Origin of the sequence: Albidovulum sp. (genome assembly GCF_041919395.1) — a bacterium.
Lineage (GTDB): Bacteria > Pseudomonadota > Alphaproteobacteria > Rhodobacterales > Rhodobacteraceae > Albidovulum.
The window spans coordinates 1-14,426 of record NZ_JAYRTX010000088.1; the positions used below are offsets into that span (position 1 = coordinate 1).

Sequence of the window (14,426 nt, forward strand, 5' to 3'; positions counted from 1 at the left end):
ACATCGCCCGCGAGAATCTTCCGTCGCGCCGCCGGGCGCATCAACCAGCGTTCAGTCTTCCCGGCCTCCACCGTGCAATCCTGCCGGAGCGCCGAGAGCACCCGCGCGGCCACGACCGGCTCCTGCCCTGCACGCGGGCCCATGGCGGCGGCCAGCGCCGCCTCGGGTGCAAATGAATCCTGCACCGCAGCGAAGCTGCGCGCCGCCGCGACCAGTGCATCGAGATCACCCGCCGCCCGCTTCATCCCCCTCCCTCCTCGCGCCGCGCCTCGGCTCTCAAACGGTCCGCCACGGATCCCAGGTGTGTGACCGGGTAGTACCCGCCTTGGGCCGGCAAGCCCGCCAGCGCCAGCCGAACGATCCGGGCGAGCACCGCAGCGCCCCAGTCGTATCCCATTGCGCGGGCCATCTCGGCCGCGGTCATCCGCACATCCGCCTCGGTGAATTCGCCGATGTACTCGGCGAGAAGCCCCGGCAGCGTCCCGGTGCGCGCCTCGCCCACCGTCTCGTAGACCGTCTCGGCGAGGACGCAGGTCTCGAACCCGGCGAGGACGAGGCGGACGGACGGGCGCACGAGCAGTTCGGCCACGAGGTGTTCGAACTGGACCTGTGCGTCCTGCAGCAGACCCGCCGGCGGATTCTCGACGAAGATCCAGATGGTGCGCCCCTCGGCGACGGCCTGCGCCTGGATCGCGTCGGCCAGCGTGCGGGCGCGGTCCTCGTCGTGGGCGACGCGCGTCGTTTCGTCGAGCCGCACGCCCGGCGCAGCGCCGGGGGGCGGCGCGGCGAAGACCTCGGCATGCAGCCGGGCCACCACGTCACCCACTTCGATCGCGGTCGGCAAACGAACGATCCGGTGGGCGCTGGCGTCGAGAAACGCGCTCAGAAGGTCGTGACTGAAGGCGAGGCCCGCACTCTCGGCGATGGACTTGCGGCGCACCCAGATTCCGCGCAGGGCCGGGGCTTCGCCGGCCGCGATCGTGGCAAGCGCGTCGAAGAAGGTCTGGCGTCCGATCACGAGATGCCCCTCGGGCGAGCCGTCCAGCGACCAGAGGTAGCGCATCTGCCGGTCGCCTTCGATGCGTGCGCGGAAATCCGCATTGGCGCAGAACTGCTCGAAGGGCACGATGCGCTTCACCTTGCCGAGCCGGCCCTGGTGCAGGCCGAGAAAGCGGAACTCCGCGTCGAATCCCGGCCCCCCTGACGACCCGTTCGCGGCCTTCGCCGTATGCGCCTGCCGCAGGGCGCCGGCAGCGCTCCGGTCGACTTCCCCGAACGAGATGCCCGAAGCCTTGCCACCCGGAAAATGCACGAGGACGAAGGCGGACTTGCCGGCGCAGGGCACTGGCGCAGGCGGCAGATCGACCTGTGCGTAGCGCCGCCCCAGCGGCACGTCGAGCCGGAGGAGCGCCACATCACTGTGCGCCGCGGCGGCCTCGGCCGGCGGCAGGCCGCCCGTCACCTCGGACTCGTGCGGCGGCACCGCGAGCGCGACCGTCGCCGGATAGCGCCGATCGTCGGGCCCCTCGACCTCCAGCTTCGGCACCATCCCATTTGCGGTGGCAATCACATGTTCGGCCGTCAGGACCAGTCGCGGCGAGACCAGCGCGCCGCTGCCTGTGACCTTGCCGTTCACACGGATCCGGCAGCGGAAGCTCTGCGACCTCAGCGCGAAGGCGGCGAGCTTCTCCTCGTCGAAGGAGATCCCGACGAGCCCGCCAAGGGCCGCGTCGGATTCGGCCTTCAGCCGGGCGACCGTGGCGGCGAAGGCGGGACGGTCCAGCGGCCGGGCATGAGCGGCGAGGAAGGCGACAAAGGCTTCGGACAGGCCGTCTTCGTTGAGGATCATCGCCAGCATCGCGGCCGTCGTCCGGCCGACCCCCCGCGCCGCCACGGCAACCGCGTCGAGGTCGAGCGGGTCCTCGCGCGGATCGTACAGCGTCTGCAGCGCCTCGTGCACGAGCGCCGGCGCCTCGGCGATCACCGGTGCCAGCGCCTTCGCGGTGAGTGACCCGGACAAGGCCTTGCGCCTATTCGGCGGCGAGCGCGGCGCGGAGCTTCGGCCGGACGGCGAGCGCCGCCGCCAGTTCCGCGCTCGGCCGGTCGGGCTGAAGCGCGGCGGCCTCTGCCCCGCCTTCGCGCGCGGCCCGCGCCTTCGCGCCGCCCCGGTAGCTCAGCCACAGAAGCTCTGCCGCATAGTCCGCCATGTCGGGCCCGTATTCGTCGAGCGCCTCGGGCGCGTGGTTCGCGAGGTGGATGGCGAGGATCTGCGACGTCGGGGCGACACCGGCGGGCGGCAGAGCCCCCGTGGCCGCGGCTTCGGTTCCGGTCGGCGCCGCCGGCAAGGGGTTGGACAGCGCCCGGGCGGCGTCGAGAACGCCCGCCCCGAGGTTGCTGGCGCCGTTCCAGACCGGCGGCTTCGTCACGCCTGCCGTCAGGCAGTGGACGAACATCGACTGTACCGTTGTGCCCGCGGCCACCGCTTTGGCCTTCAGCGCGGCCCGGCCGCCGTGCTTCGCGACCCAGAGCGCCGCCACACCCGAGGTCAGAGAGGTGGCGAGCGTTGTGCCCTGCGCCGCCTTGGTTCGGTCGTCCGGGTCGGTCGCCTTGTTCTTGGCCGCGCCCCACACGTTCTCACCCGGCGCCGCGATGGTCACCTCCGGCCCCCGCCCGGTCTTGGCCCAGGGCGTGAGGTCGCGCGTCAGTGCCGCGACGGCGGTGCAAAGCCCGTTCGCAGCATAGGCGGCAGGAAACACCACCGCCGGCCAGCAGTTGCCCGCGGCGCAGCAGATCACCAGCCCCTCGCGGGTGGCGTCGCGCAGGGCCTTTTCGGTCGAACTCACCCGTGTCGGCCCGCCGAGCGCCATCGCGATTACATCCGCACCTTCCGTCACCGCATGCGCAATCGCCGCGGGAATGGTCTTCTGGCTGAAGCTGATCACCGACTTGATCGCCCGGATCGGCAGGATCGTCGCCTCGGGCGCGGCTCCGGTGATCTCGCCCGGACCGGTCACGTCGCCCGCGCCCGAGGCATCGCCGCGGCTCGCCACGACGGAGCAGACGAGCGTCCCGTGCCCCGGATGACGCAGAAAGCCCTGGCTGAAGCGGTCGGATGCGTCCGTTCCCCCCTCGACGAGGTTGAGCTGCCCGTTCGGCCGGATGACCCCGGCAAGTTCCTGATGCGTCGAATAGCCGGTGTCGATCACCGCCACGGTCGCCCCGCTTCCGCGCGTAATGCCCCAGGCGACCGGCGTCCTGATCACCGGATGCACCCAGCCCTTGGGCATGAAATCCTGCCGTGGCGTCTCGCAGGAGAAAATCGCGCTTTCGACAGTGGGACCGGCACCGATGGCCACAGCGCCATAGAGACTGTCGGTCAGGACGGGGTTGGCATCGGTCGCACCGACCTCCGGCCGCAGCGCCCGCGCGAAGGCGAAGACTTCCGGCTCCTGCCCGCGTGAACGGATGTCGGGGAAAGTCACGAAGTGGAAACGGTCCCGCTGGCCGCCGAAGGCGGTCTCCACATCCAGCGCCGCATCCGGCACGACGGCGCGGACGCGCTCTTCGACCACGCCGGGCGACAAATCCTCGGAAAACACAAGCTCGATTACGACGGGTTCGTCACCCTCTTCGCGCGGCAGGTCGCGCAGGGCGGGAAAATCCTCGCGCATGGCAATGGCCTCTCAGGAAAGAACAATCGAAATCAAACAAAGAAATTATAGCCGAAAACCGTGCCGATTCTCAATCGGAAGGCGAACGATCTCTCATGCAGCCGGTCGGGCGGCTTCCGCCGCGCGGTCAAGCGCGTTGCGGATCGAGCGGGCACTGGCGAAGTGCGGCTGCTTGCGACGGGGAGCGATGTGGTCCTCCAGCGCCTTCCGGCCGCCTGCGTCGAGCTTGCAGTTCTGGCCCGCAAGCATCGTCCCGGCGATCTTCCCGAGTTCGGCATCGGTGTAGTCGGGGAATTCGATGTGGTGCGCTGACCTGCTTCCCGCTTTCTGGGCCGGACTCTAGAATCGGATGAAGGAGTTATCGGGGGTCAGAGCACACTGTCCTTGACGCCGGCTTCTCCTTCCAACGCCGTCCCGGCATCTTGCCCGTTCCCATCACTGGGCCGGGCGGAACTCCGGGCCGGTTCGCCTTCGCGATCAGGCGACGAGCGCCACGACAGCCAGCCACATCAGCACGCCACCCAGCGGCGCGAAGTGCAGCAGGGACGTGCTGACGGTGATGGCAGCGGGGCGCGGCGCGGCGCCGGGCCGGCGGAGGCGGCGGCGCCGGAACCAGAGAACCACGTGAACGATGCTCAGCCCGGCGAACAGCCACCACGACTGGACGTGGAACGCGCTGACCAGCCTGTCGGAGGCGAAGGCATCGGGCACACCCGGGATCCGGTCGCGCCACGGCCACAGGATCGGCGCGTATCCCCAGCTGGGGCCGTTCCCGTGCAGGATCGGGCCGGTAATCGGGATCGCCAGCATGCCCACGAACAGGCCCCAGTAGACGAGCCGTCCAAGCGCGTGATCCCAGGCGATGCGGGCGTCGGGTCTGGCCCGTCTCGGTCCCACCTGCAGCCAGATCGCGAAGGCGATGGCGATGGCCAGCAGCGCCACACCCGCCGTCTTGTGGATCGAGTAGAGGAAGGTCACCCGCGCCGCCGCCTGCCCCGCGCCGTAGGGAAGCCCGTCGCTGTAGAGCCCCAGGATGATCTCGGCGATCATCCCGATCGAAAGAACCCAGTGCAGGACGCGGGCGATGAAGATGTAGCGGCTGCGCGACAGGCCGCCCCCGATCGACGGCACCTGCGCCGGGCGCCGCGCATGCTTGCCCACATCCTCGGGCCGCGAGATTCCGCCCGCCCCGGTCACGCCCCCCCCCCGGCTGCCGCCAACCCTGCACGTTGCGGCAGATTGACATCTCGACAAACGCGGACGTAGCCTTCTACCGGGGGAGTTCTGACATGCGCGGTCCTTGGATCATCTCGGGGCCCTTGGCCGCCGTTGAACTGGCAGTTCTCGGGGCGCCGAGTGGCGAGAGCAAAGACTACGGGACGTTGCCGCTGCGCTCGTTCGTCGCCAGCCTCGAACGGCTCGCGGCCTTTGCCGCGGGCGACGGCGCGGCCGTCTGGCGCGCGGGCGAGTCGCTCAGCCTCCTGCATCTGGGAACCATCGGCGCCGCGATGGCCGTCGCGCCGACGCTGGGGACGGCGCTGCGCTGCTTCGTGACCTATTTCGGGACGGTGCAGTCCGCCACCTCGATCCGCCTGGAGCAGGACGAGGATCATGTCCATCTGCGCTACCGCATCCTCGACGAGAACATCTGGCCGCGGCGCGCGGATGCCGAACTGACGCTTGGGATCGTCGCAAGCACCGTCAGGCGGTATGCCCCCGACGCCGGGCGGGCGATCACCGTGCAGTTCGAGGGTCCGGAAACAGGATCGAGCCGCGGCATCGAGACGCGCCTGCGGCGCCCGGTCCGCCACGGAGACGACAACTGCCTGACGTTCCCGGCGCGCCTCCTCGACGCCGCCCTTCCCGCCGCCGCCCCCGGGGCCGGCGGCGACTTCCACGACTGCCTGCAGGTGCTCAAGCGCCATCTGACCACGTTGCGGGCTCAGCAGCCGGTGTCCGACCGCGTCCGCGACCTCTTGCTGGACCGGACGGGACAGGGCGCGGCGGACCAGGATTCGATCGCCCGCGATCTGGCAATGTCGCGCCGGACGCTGCGCCGCAGGCTCGAGGCCGAGGGAACCTCGTTTCACGAACTGGGCGAGACCTGCCGGTGCAGCATCGGGGAGGCGCTGCTGACCCGGACGGATATGCCCATCGTCGAGATCGCGATGCGATTGGGCTATTCGGATCATACGGCGTTTTCCCGCGCGTTCTCGCGCTGGCGCGGCGTCCCGCCGGGCGCGCTGCGCAAGGGACTGCCGGGCGCCAGCGGCAGGACATGATCGAAGGGCAGGTCGCGCGCCGGGCCTGCGTGGGCGATGACGATGATCGTCCGCTTCGGAAATCGACCCCGGATCGCCGCCAGGATGCCGCGGGCAGTGGGTCCGTCCACCTCCGACAGACATTCATCGAGCACCAGAACCCGGAACGGCAACAACAGCGCACGGGCCAGCGCGAGGCGCTGGCGCTCTCCGCCCGACAGGTTGCGCCCGGCCTCCTCGATCGCGTCCTCGGGATCGACCGGGGCCGAAACGAGCGCTAGGGCGTCCCGGATGCGGTCGCCGGTCGCCTCGGGGTCGGCGAGGCGCAGGTTCTGGGACACCGTGCCCCGGAAGAGCGCGACCGCCTGCGGCACGATGGCCACCGCGCGGCGGAGCGCGGCGGGATCGAGCCCCGCGACATTCTCGCCGTCGAGAAAGACCTGGGTTCCCGGCGCCGGTGGCGCCATCCGTGCCAGAAGCGCGGCCAGCGTGGACTTGCCGGCGCCTGATGGCCCGTCGATGAGCACGAGGCTGCCGGCTGCGACCGCCAGATCGACCGGCGCGTGCTGCGCCGCAAGGCCGCGCGCATTCACCAGCCGCAGCGCCCCGGGACCGGCGGCCGGCGCGCGGCCGCCGCGTTCGTCGGCGGCGGGATCGGCCAGGTCGTTCAGCCGGGCCAGCGCCACCTGCGCCACCGCCTGCGCATGGTAGAGCCCGAGCAGGTTCTGCAACGGCGCGACCATCATGCCGACATAGCTGAGAAAGGCGATCAGCGAACCGATCTGCCATTCCCCCCGGATGATCAGCCAACCGCCGCCGAGAAGGATCGCGGCCCGCACGAGCGCGCCGGTGATCTGCGGGACGAAGCCCACGAACTCCGCCCAGCTCCGCTGCCGCATCAGCAGATGCACCTGCCGCGTCTGCAGAGGCGAAAAATCCCGCACCCTGAGGCCCTGCGCGGCCAGCGTCCTGAGCGTGGGCAGCCCGGCGAAGCCTTCGACCAGGTGGGCGGCAATGTCCCCGCGCGAGGCGCGCAGGTCGTCGGCCCGCAGCCGGCTGCGCGGCCGCGCCCAGGCGAGGAAGGTGAGGTTGACCGGCGCCGCCGCCACCGGGATGAGCGCGAGCCGCCAGTCCAGCACGAAGAGCATGACAGTGCCGCCGGCGAGGCGGAAGACCGACGACGCCATCGCCAGCATCGTGTCGAAGGCGAAGCGCTGGATTTCCGCCGTGTCGCCGTCGATGCGCGACAGCGCCTCGCCCACCGTCAGGGCTGGACGGTCCACCCGGCGGTGCAGGGCTGCATCCAGCATACGGGCGCGCAGATCGGTCAGCATCCGCGCCGAGAAATGCAGATGCAGAAGGTTGTTGCCAACCGATGCGGCAAGGATCACCAGGCCCGCCAGAAAGACCAGCGCCACGTAGTACCGGGCCGCGTCCCAGTCCTGCGCGATCAGGCCCCGGTCGATCAGGAGCTTCGTCAGCCAGGGCGGCACGAGGCCGAGCAGGGCCGCGAGGAGCGAAGTTGTCAGCACGAGGCCGATCCCCGGCAGGGCCCGCGCCATGACCGGCGCCAGCCAGAACTCCGCCCCCCTGCCGAGCAGGCTTCTGACCATGAGGGTTGCCGCCCGGTCGCGCATGATCATGCCGTCCCGGCCGGAGCAAGCCGCCGTTCCGGCCCGAAGATGCGGCAGCGCCCGGCAAGCCACACGGCCGGGTCGGCCTGCCCCGCGGGGAAGGCGGCCGCCAGTTGGCCCGCCACCCGCGCGGCGGCGAGGCTCGCCCCGCCCATGCCGGCGCCGCCGCGCTCGGGCGAGGCGCACCAGGCGCCGATCACGCCGCCTGGCAGCAGCGACAGCGTCTCCCAGTCGCAGCGGGCGTCCCCGGTGGCGGCGACGACGCCGGGATAGGCCGCGGGGAAGGATACCGCGCCGCGCGCGGGCGACGCGGCCACGACGCACCTGCCCGCGGCAAGCGCCGTCTCGCAGGCCGCGCGCAACACCTTGCGGTCAGCCGCGAGGCCGAGGCTGAGGAGAAGGATGTCCGCCTCCCCGGCCAGCCACAGCACCGCCCGCGCCACGCGGTCCGCGCTGGTCACCGGCGTGTCGTCGAAGACCTGCGCGTGCCGCAGCGCCGCGTCCGGCGCGGCACGGCGCAGCACCGCGGCGACCGCGGTGCCGTGGCCGAGCCGGTCCGGCCGGGCCGGGCCGTCGCGCCCCACGTCGAAGGCGCGCGCTCCCGCCATCTGGTCGGCGGGACCGCCGCTGTCCACGATGCCGATCAGGGGCGCGCGCGCCATTCGCTTAATCCTGACGCTGGAACATCCGGATCGACGCGAGCGAGATCGCGGCCCCGTCGGGCATCTGCACCTCGCCCTTCTTCTCCAGCGTCTCGGCGTCATAGGCCGACACGTCCGACATCGCCCCGCCCAGGTACACCGTCTTGCCGTCGGACGAGACGTTGACCGAATAGTAGCTGTGCGGCAGCGGCACGCGCTTGAGGGGCTTTCCCTCGGCCATGTCGAAGCTTGAAAGAAAATTGTAGGCCCCGAAGATGCGGTTCTTGTCGGTCGGGCTGGCGGCGGTCGAGAAGTAGAAGATGTCGGTCGGCTCCACCTCCTGCATCTTCATCTCGCCGGTCTCGAGATCCTGCGTCAGGATGCCGGTGCGGTAGATCGTCGGATCATCGGCCGGCAGGTCGAGCCGGACGGTATAGAACGGCGTGGTGATGACGCCCGACTGTTCGAACTGCGACCAGACGTCGAGCACGTCGGGCTGGGCATAGGTCTCGGTCTGCCAGCCGTGGATCGGCTTTTCCTCGATCTGCTTGCCGGTGGCGTCGAACACATACATCTTGCGCCCCATGCCGTAGATCCGGCTGCCGTCCTCCGACCATGCCACCAGCGTGATCTGCCGCGGCACCTCGGCGGTCGACCTGAGCTCTCCCGTCTCGGCGTCATAGAAGGCAAGCCGCGTCGGCTGCACCTGGAATTCGTCGGCCAGCATCTTCACCGGGCTCTGATAGACAACCAGCGTCTTGCCGTCCGGCGACAGGTCCATGCCGAACATTCCCTTCACCCGCTCTTCCGCGCCGCTCATCTCGATCCGGCCGAGGGTCTTGCCGTTCACGAGATCGACGATGGCGATGCTTTCCAGCATGTTCATCATCACATAGGCGCGGCTGCCGTCCTTGCTGACGACGGGAAGCTGCGGCAGGGGGCCCGCCCCGTCGAGCTGGATCACCTTGTCGATGGCCATCGCCCCGGCATCGACGATCACCAGCTTGTCGGGGCGCGCGGGCACCAGAAGATAGTCCTTTGCCGCGGCGGGCAGCGCAGCGGCGGCAAGCGCCAGAACGGCCGCGGCGGATGTCTTGCGACGGATCGTCATGGCATCACACCTTGCTCTTGGGGAAGACGGACTGGAGCTGGCGCCAGTCGTTGTAGACATCCGACGCGTCGTTCGACCAGCCGGGGTAGGTGTTCATCGTGTCGGCGACCTGGGCCGGCCACCAGCACGGGTCGGCGCAGCCATAAAGGTCGGCCTCCATCGGCTGGCAGAGGTTGCCGACGCCGCCGAAGGCATCGACCTCCCATCCGGGATCGAACGAGGTCGTGCAGCCGACCAGCGAATTCATCGCGACGACTTCGTCCTCCCTGCCTTCGGCGGCCGCTTCGGAAAACTGCGCGGCCTTGGCGTTCGCGGGGGTCAGGTGTTTCATCAGGCGGCTCTCCTTGGCGTAAGATGGCGACGGAAAAACGACGGGTTTGCCTGCATGATCCGGGTATAGGCCTCGATGCCGAAGTCCACCCAGTCACGCAGCAGGTCGCAGTAGTGATAGACCGGGGCAAAGGGATCGCCCTGGCGCGCGTAGCTTTCATGATAGCAGCCACCGGCGCAGATCGACCGGATCCGGCAGGTCTTGCAGCCGAAGCCGCTGCGGTCCTGCGCGCCTTCGACAAAGGCCGCGAGTTTCGGCACGTCGATCCCGGTCGTGACATTGCCGTAGGTCGGCTGGCTGGAGCCGACGAACCGGTGGCAGAGATGCAGCTCGCCGTCCTTGTCGACGGCCAGAAGGCCGAGGCCGGCACCGCAGGGCACCGCCTTCTTCATCCCCTGCGCGATGTCGGTCAGAAGCTGGTGCATGTTGGAGAACCCGATGTTCTCGCCGCGGATCGCCGCGTCGACATAGCGCCGCCCCAGCGTCTTCATGTCCTCGAACACCGATTTCAGCATGTCGGGCTGCAGGTTGAAGACCGCGATCGGCCCCGATGTCGCCGGGCCGAAGCCCACTTCGGCAAAACCGAGATCGTTGATCAGGTGGTCGTGGATCGCCAGCACGTCGGTGACGCCGGCCGTCAGCGTCACGCGGGCACCGACCGGGCGCGAGCGGTAGCGCGCGAGAAGCATCCGCACCTTGACCGCGACCACGTCGTAGGTGCCGCGCCCTCCCACGGTGCGGCGGTTGCGGTCGTGCATCGCGCGGGGACCGTCCATGCTGACGGTCAGCCCGAAGCGATGGGCGTCAAGCCAGTCGGCGATCTCCTCGGTCAGGAGCGTGGCGTTGGTCGTCAGCGAGAAGTCGACCGTCTTGCCGGCCTCGGCCGCGCGGGCCTCGGCATAGTCGACCGCCTGCCGTATCAGGGGCATGTTGGTCAGGGGCTCGCCACCGAAGAACACGACGTTGACCCGGTCGCGCGACGCCGCCTGCGCGATCAGCAGGTCGATCGCCGCGCGCGCCGTCGCGAAGTCCATCTTCTCGCCCTTGGCGGGTGTCGTCAGGTCTTCCTTGTAGCAGTAGGTGCAGGCGAGGTTGCAGCCGGTGTTCACATTCAGGATGATCGTGGACAGGGGAATGTCCTCGACCTTCTGCACCCGGATCGGCGTTTCCGGCGCATCCGTGTCGCGCAGGATGTCGAGGCTGATCAGGCTTTGCAGGCAGTCGGTCAGCGCCTGCGGCGCGAAACGGCCGCCGAGTTCCCGCCGCAGCATCGCGGCATCGGCCGAGCCGGCCCGCCGGAACAGTTCGTAGACCGCGCGGGAAACCTCGTCCATCTCGAACAGGCTGGTCGTCGGCACATGCATCAGCATCGCGTGGTCGTCCACGTCCACGCGGTGTGCATTGTGGCGGATGAAGGTGAGCGATCCCATCATGCCCCCCTCAGCGGATCGGCGTGTCGACGAAACGCTGCACCGTCGCATAGAGCTGCCCCCTGCCCTCCAGCGTGCGGTCGCCGTCCTTGACCGTGGCGATGACGCTGAGGTTGCCGGCGTTGTTGGTGCTCATCACCCGTTCGGGGTTGGGACCGGCGCCGGCGGGCTCGAATACCCCCGAGGGGCCGATCTGGCCGGCGAACTTCGTGTCCTCGGCGGCGACGGCGGCGGCATCGAAGTTGTCGACCGCCCATTCCGCCGGAACCGCGCCGATGCGGATGTCATCTCCGGTTTCCGGCTGCCCGTCCGGTCCGTTCAGCCAGCCGATCGCATCGAACACCGCCGGTTGCTTGGCGATCGGTCCGCCATTGTCGCCGATACGCGAATAGGTCACCGCCGGCTCGACCGAAACCCGGTCGAGCGCCGAATAGACCCCGACCGCCCCGTCGAGTGTCGCCTCGCCCACGCCGACCGCGACGCGCCCTGCCACGGCGTCGGCCGCCGCCGTCACGTTCAGGACGATCGCGGTCGCATCGCTGCTGACCGTCTCGGCGGTGAGGCCGGCCGGCAGCGCGACGTCGCCCGAGAGACCGACGCCGGAGACCCGCATCTCGACCGTTTCGCCCGCGCGGATATGGTCCGGCGTCACCGAGAGTATCCGCGCCGGCGCATCCGTCCTTACCGCATGGATGCGGCCGCCGAGCGCCGTCTGGTCGGAGTGGAACCAGCGCCCGTCCATTGACCCGTCCTCGCGCAGCGCCATCACCTCGTGCAGTTCGGCATCGCCCGCGGTCATGGTGGCGCGCCATTCGCCGGCGCCGTAGAGATAGGCCGAACCGGTGCCGGTCTCGCTCTGGCCGTCGACGAAGGCCAGCACCTGCGTGACCTTGTAGCCGTCGCCGTCGCGTTCGATCGTCAGCGTGCCGTCATAGGCCCCGCGCCCCGGCTGCCGCCCGGCGACGCGCCATTCGCCCGACAGGTCCGCATCGGCCTTCGCGGGCGGGTCGCCGAGGACGTAGCGCGTGGTCAGCTCCTTCAGCACATCGCCCTGGGCAATCCCCCACCAGTCGCGGTCGCGCGCCAGCGCCTGGTATTCCAGCGACGGGAACTGGCCGAGGTGGAAGTGCAGGAGCTTCTCCCAATCCTCCGGCGTGCGCCGCTGCAGGGCGACGCGGGCGTAGGAATGGCAGCGCCCGCAGGTCTGGGTCATAAGGTCGTCGGGGCCGTGGTCGTCTGCCAGCGGCTCGCGTTCCAGGATGTAGCGGAACCCGTCGGTCTCCGCGATCGAGAGGCCGCGCGTGTCGGAAAGGTAGCGCAGCACGGTGACGAAATCCTCGTCGCTGAGCCGGATGCCGTAGTTGCGCATCATCCGCACGATGTTCATCTCCCACCCCTCGGGGGTGCGGCGGCTGCTGTCGATCCGCGAGAACTGCCCCTTGTCGTCCTTCAGGTGACAGGCGCCGCAGACGTTCGCGACGATTTCCTCGCCGGTGTCGGCAAGGCCGGCCGAGGCAAGCGGAATGAAGGCGGTGGTCAGCAATGTGGCAAGGGTGGTGCGGGACATCGCGCAGGGCTTCCTCTGGCTGGGCGGACACGGGGGGCCGCAGGACATGCGACGAAGTGAAGCGGGTGACGCCCCGTCATAGTTGACATTTCCGGACAAAGTTCCGTGGCGGCGGACAATGGCCGAAAATGTCAACTAACATGCGCCGGATTGCCGATCCTTCCGGCAGGATACGCGCGCTTGCAGGAAAGAGGAGGCCGCGATGGCCCGGCATTTCGATCTTGTCATCACTGGCGGCGGCCCGGCCGGTGCTGTTGCCGCCTGGCACGCCGCGCGCGACGGGCGCCGGGTCGCGCTGATCGACCCCGACGCGCCGGTCTTCCGGCTGGAGGGAATCGGCCCGCGCCTTCAGCACTGGCTGGAACAGGTCGGCCTCTTCGATGCCCGCGCCATGAAGGCGATGCGGCTGTCGCGCGTCAGCCGCTGGGGCGGTTCCATCCACCGGCAGAACGTCGAGACCGTGGTCGAGCGGTCCGCCTTCGACCGGCATCTGCGCCGCGCCGCACAAGACGCGGGGGCGCATGTGGTGACGGCAACGGCGCAGCCCCTTCCGGGGCGGGCCGTGCTGGCGGACGGCACCGAGATCGCGGGCCGTATGGTGCTTGACGCGCGCGGACGGAAGGCGCTCGGCCGCCGGCCGAACGCTGCGCGGGGGCCCGCGACGGTTGCCATCGCGGCAGCGCTCGACCTCGACCCCGGCGCCGGGCACGCGGCCTTCGTGCTGCCGCTCGACGACGGCTGGCTGTGGCTGGCCAGTCTTGGCGACGGGCGCGGCTGGGTGCAGTTGACACAGGACGCCGCCGACCCCGAAGGGCGGGATCCGCTGGCCCGGCTCCGCGCGGCGCTGGACGCGGCGGGCGACCGGCTCCCCGAGGTCACCGGCATCCTTGGCGCGCCCCTTGTCCGCGACTCCTCGGTGGTCCTGCCGCTGCCCGCGGACGGCCTCGACGTCATCGCCATCGGCGATGCGGTCGCGGGCATGGACCCGCTGTCGGGGCATGGCATGTTCTTCGCCACATCGTCGGCGCTTGCCGCCACGGCGGTGCGGCGCACGCTGGAATGGCGCGACGACCCGGCAAGCCGCGACCTTGCGCTTCGCTTCCTCAACCAGCGGATCGACCTGCTCTACATGCGGCAGGCGCGGCTCGGCCGCGACTTCATCCGCGACGAAGCGGGGCGCGCCCACCTGCCCTTCTGGTCGCGCCGGGCGGCCTTCCCGGACGGCCAGCCGCTTGACGCCGGGTCTTCAGGAGAGCGGATCGCCCGTCGCATCGTGGTCGCGGACGGAAGGCTGAGCGAGGCCGAGGTGCTGATCACGCCCCATGCCCCGGCGGGCGTCGCCTGGGTCGAGGGCCAGCCGGCCGCCGCCGTCTACCGGGCGCTGGAGGCGGGCGCGAGCCGCGAGCAGCTTGCCACCCGCTTCGGCCGCGCGGGCGAGATCGTCGCGACCTGGTTCGCCGCTTCCGCGCCGGAGGCCGCACCGGCGCGACGATAGCGCGCCGAACGGGGCCGGCCGCCCCTCAGCCGTCCTTCTTCGCGCGCAGTTCCACCCGGCGGATCTTGCCCGAGATCGTCTTCGGCAGCGTCTCCACGAAGACGATCTCACGCGGATACTTGTAGGGTGCCGTCGCGCGCTTGCAGTGTTCCTGGATTTCGAGCGCGAGCGCGTCGCTGGCACGGTGTCCCTTGGCGAGGATCACATAGGCCACCACAATCTCGCCGCGCAGGGGATCGGGTCGGGCGATGACCGCGCTTTCGGCCACCGCCGGATGTTCGAGAA

13 protein-coding genes and 1 pseudogene are annotated in these 14,426 nt (G+C 70.1%); 2 read left to right on the forward strand and 12 right to left on the reverse strand.

Annotated elements, in window-relative coordinates:
* The 5 genes and pseudogenes from ACMUOO_RS13560 to ACMUOO_RS13580 all read right to left on the reverse strand — a co-directional run.
* A partial coding sequence (locus tag ACMUOO_RS13560; protein ID WP_413855520.1) for a hypothetical protein occupies positions 1-245 on the reverse strand: 245 nt, incomplete at its 3' end.
* Entirely contained in the window at positions 242-2,020 is a 1,779-nt protein-coding gene (locus ACMUOO_RS13565; RefSeq protein WP_301918336.1) for a trypsin-like serine peptidase, read from the reverse strand. The genes ACMUOO_RS13565 and ACMUOO_RS13560, both read right to left, overlap by 4 nt.
* Before the next feature lie 10 nt (positions 2,021-2,030).
* Positions 2,031-3,671 carry a S8 family serine peptidase gene (locus ACMUOO_RS13570; RefSeq protein ID WP_301918335.1) on the reverse strand — a complete coding sequence of 547 codons (1,641 nt, stop codon included), beginning with the start codon at positions 3,669-3,671 and terminating at the stop codon, positions 2,031-2,033.
* Between the two features lie 120 nt (positions 3,672-3,791).
* Positions 3,792-3,989: pseudogene (locus ACMUOO_RS13575) on the reverse strand (CbbX protein); the annotation flags it as partial.
* Between the two features lie 159 nt (positions 3,990-4,148).
* Positions 4,149-4,868 (reverse strand): cytochrome b/b6 domain-containing protein, encoded by a 720-nt coding sequence (locus tag ACMUOO_RS13580; protein WP_301918334.1) that lies wholly within the window; start codon positions 4,866-4,868, stop codon positions 4,149-4,151.
* Between the two features lie 92 nt (positions 4,869-4,960).
* Here ACMUOO_RS13580 and ACMUOO_RS13585 point away from each other — a divergent pair, with 92 nt between their 5' ends.
* On the forward strand, positions 4,961-5,953 hold the full coding sequence (locus ACMUOO_RS13585) for a helix-turn-helix domain-containing protein (RefSeq protein WP_301918333.1): 993 nt from the start codon (positions 4,961-4,963) through the stop codon (positions 5,951-5,953).
* Here the strand turns inward: ACMUOO_RS13585 and ACMUOO_RS13590 are convergent.
* The 6 genes from ACMUOO_RS13590 to peaA are packed head-to-tail and all read right to left on the reverse strand — an operon-like array spanning position 5,860 to position 12,646.
* Positions 5,860-7,575, reverse strand: coding sequence for an ABC transporter transmembrane domain-containing protein (locus ACMUOO_RS13590; RefSeq protein WP_301918332.1), 1,716 nt, complete (start codon positions 7,573-7,575; stop codon positions 5,860-5,862). The genes ACMUOO_RS13585 and ACMUOO_RS13590 overlap by 94 nt on opposite strands.
* A complete protein-coding gene (locus ACMUOO_RS13595) occupies positions 7,572-8,228 on the reverse strand; it encodes a S8/S53 family peptidase (protein ID WP_301918331.1) in 657 nt (218 codons plus the stop codon). The genes ACMUOO_RS13590 and ACMUOO_RS13595 overlap by 4 nt, the downstream gene beginning before the upstream one ends.
* Positions 8,229-8,232: 4 nt before the next feature.
* Positions 8,233-9,318: a quinohemoprotein amine dehydrogenase subunit beta gene (gene peaD, locus ACMUOO_RS13600; protein WP_301918330.1), complete on the reverse strand. Its 1,086-nt coding sequence runs from the start codon at positions 9,316-9,318 to the stop codon at positions 8,233-8,235.
* Between the two features lie 4 nt (positions 9,319-9,322).
* Entirely contained in the window at positions 9,323-9,649 is a 327-nt protein-coding gene (gene qhpC, locus ACMUOO_RS13605) for a quinohemoprotein amine dehydrogenase subunit gamma (protein ID WP_301918329.1), read from the reverse strand.
* Positions 9,649-11,079, reverse strand: coding sequence for a quinohemoprotein amine dehydrogenase maturation protein (peaB, locus tag ACMUOO_RS13610; protein WP_301918328.1), 1,431 nt, complete (start codon positions 11,077-11,079; stop codon positions 9,649-9,651). Before peaB ends, qhpC begins: the two co-directional genes overlap by 1 nt.
* A gap of 10 nt (positions 11,080-11,089) precedes the next feature.
* A complete protein-coding gene (gene peaA, locus ACMUOO_RS13615; RefSeq protein WP_301918327.1) occupies positions 11,090-12,646 on the reverse strand; it encodes a quinohemoprotein amine dehydrogenase subunit alpha in 1,557 nt (518 codons plus the stop codon).
* A gap of 202 nt (positions 12,647-12,848) precedes the next feature.
* On the opposite strand from peaA, the gene ACMUOO_RS13620 reads away from it, so the two are divergent.
* Entirely contained in the window at positions 12,849-14,141 is a 1,293-nt protein-coding gene (locus tag ACMUOO_RS13620) for an NAD(P)/FAD-dependent oxidoreductase (protein WP_301918326.1), read from the forward strand.
* Positions 14,142-14,166: 25 nt separating this feature from the next.
* On the opposite strand, the gene ACMUOO_RS13625 is transcribed toward ACMUOO_RS13620, so the two are convergent.
* Positions 14,167-14,426 (reverse strand): AMP-binding enzyme (locus ACMUOO_RS13625; RefSeq protein WP_413855526.1); only part of this gene is annotated, 260 nt, incomplete at its 5' end.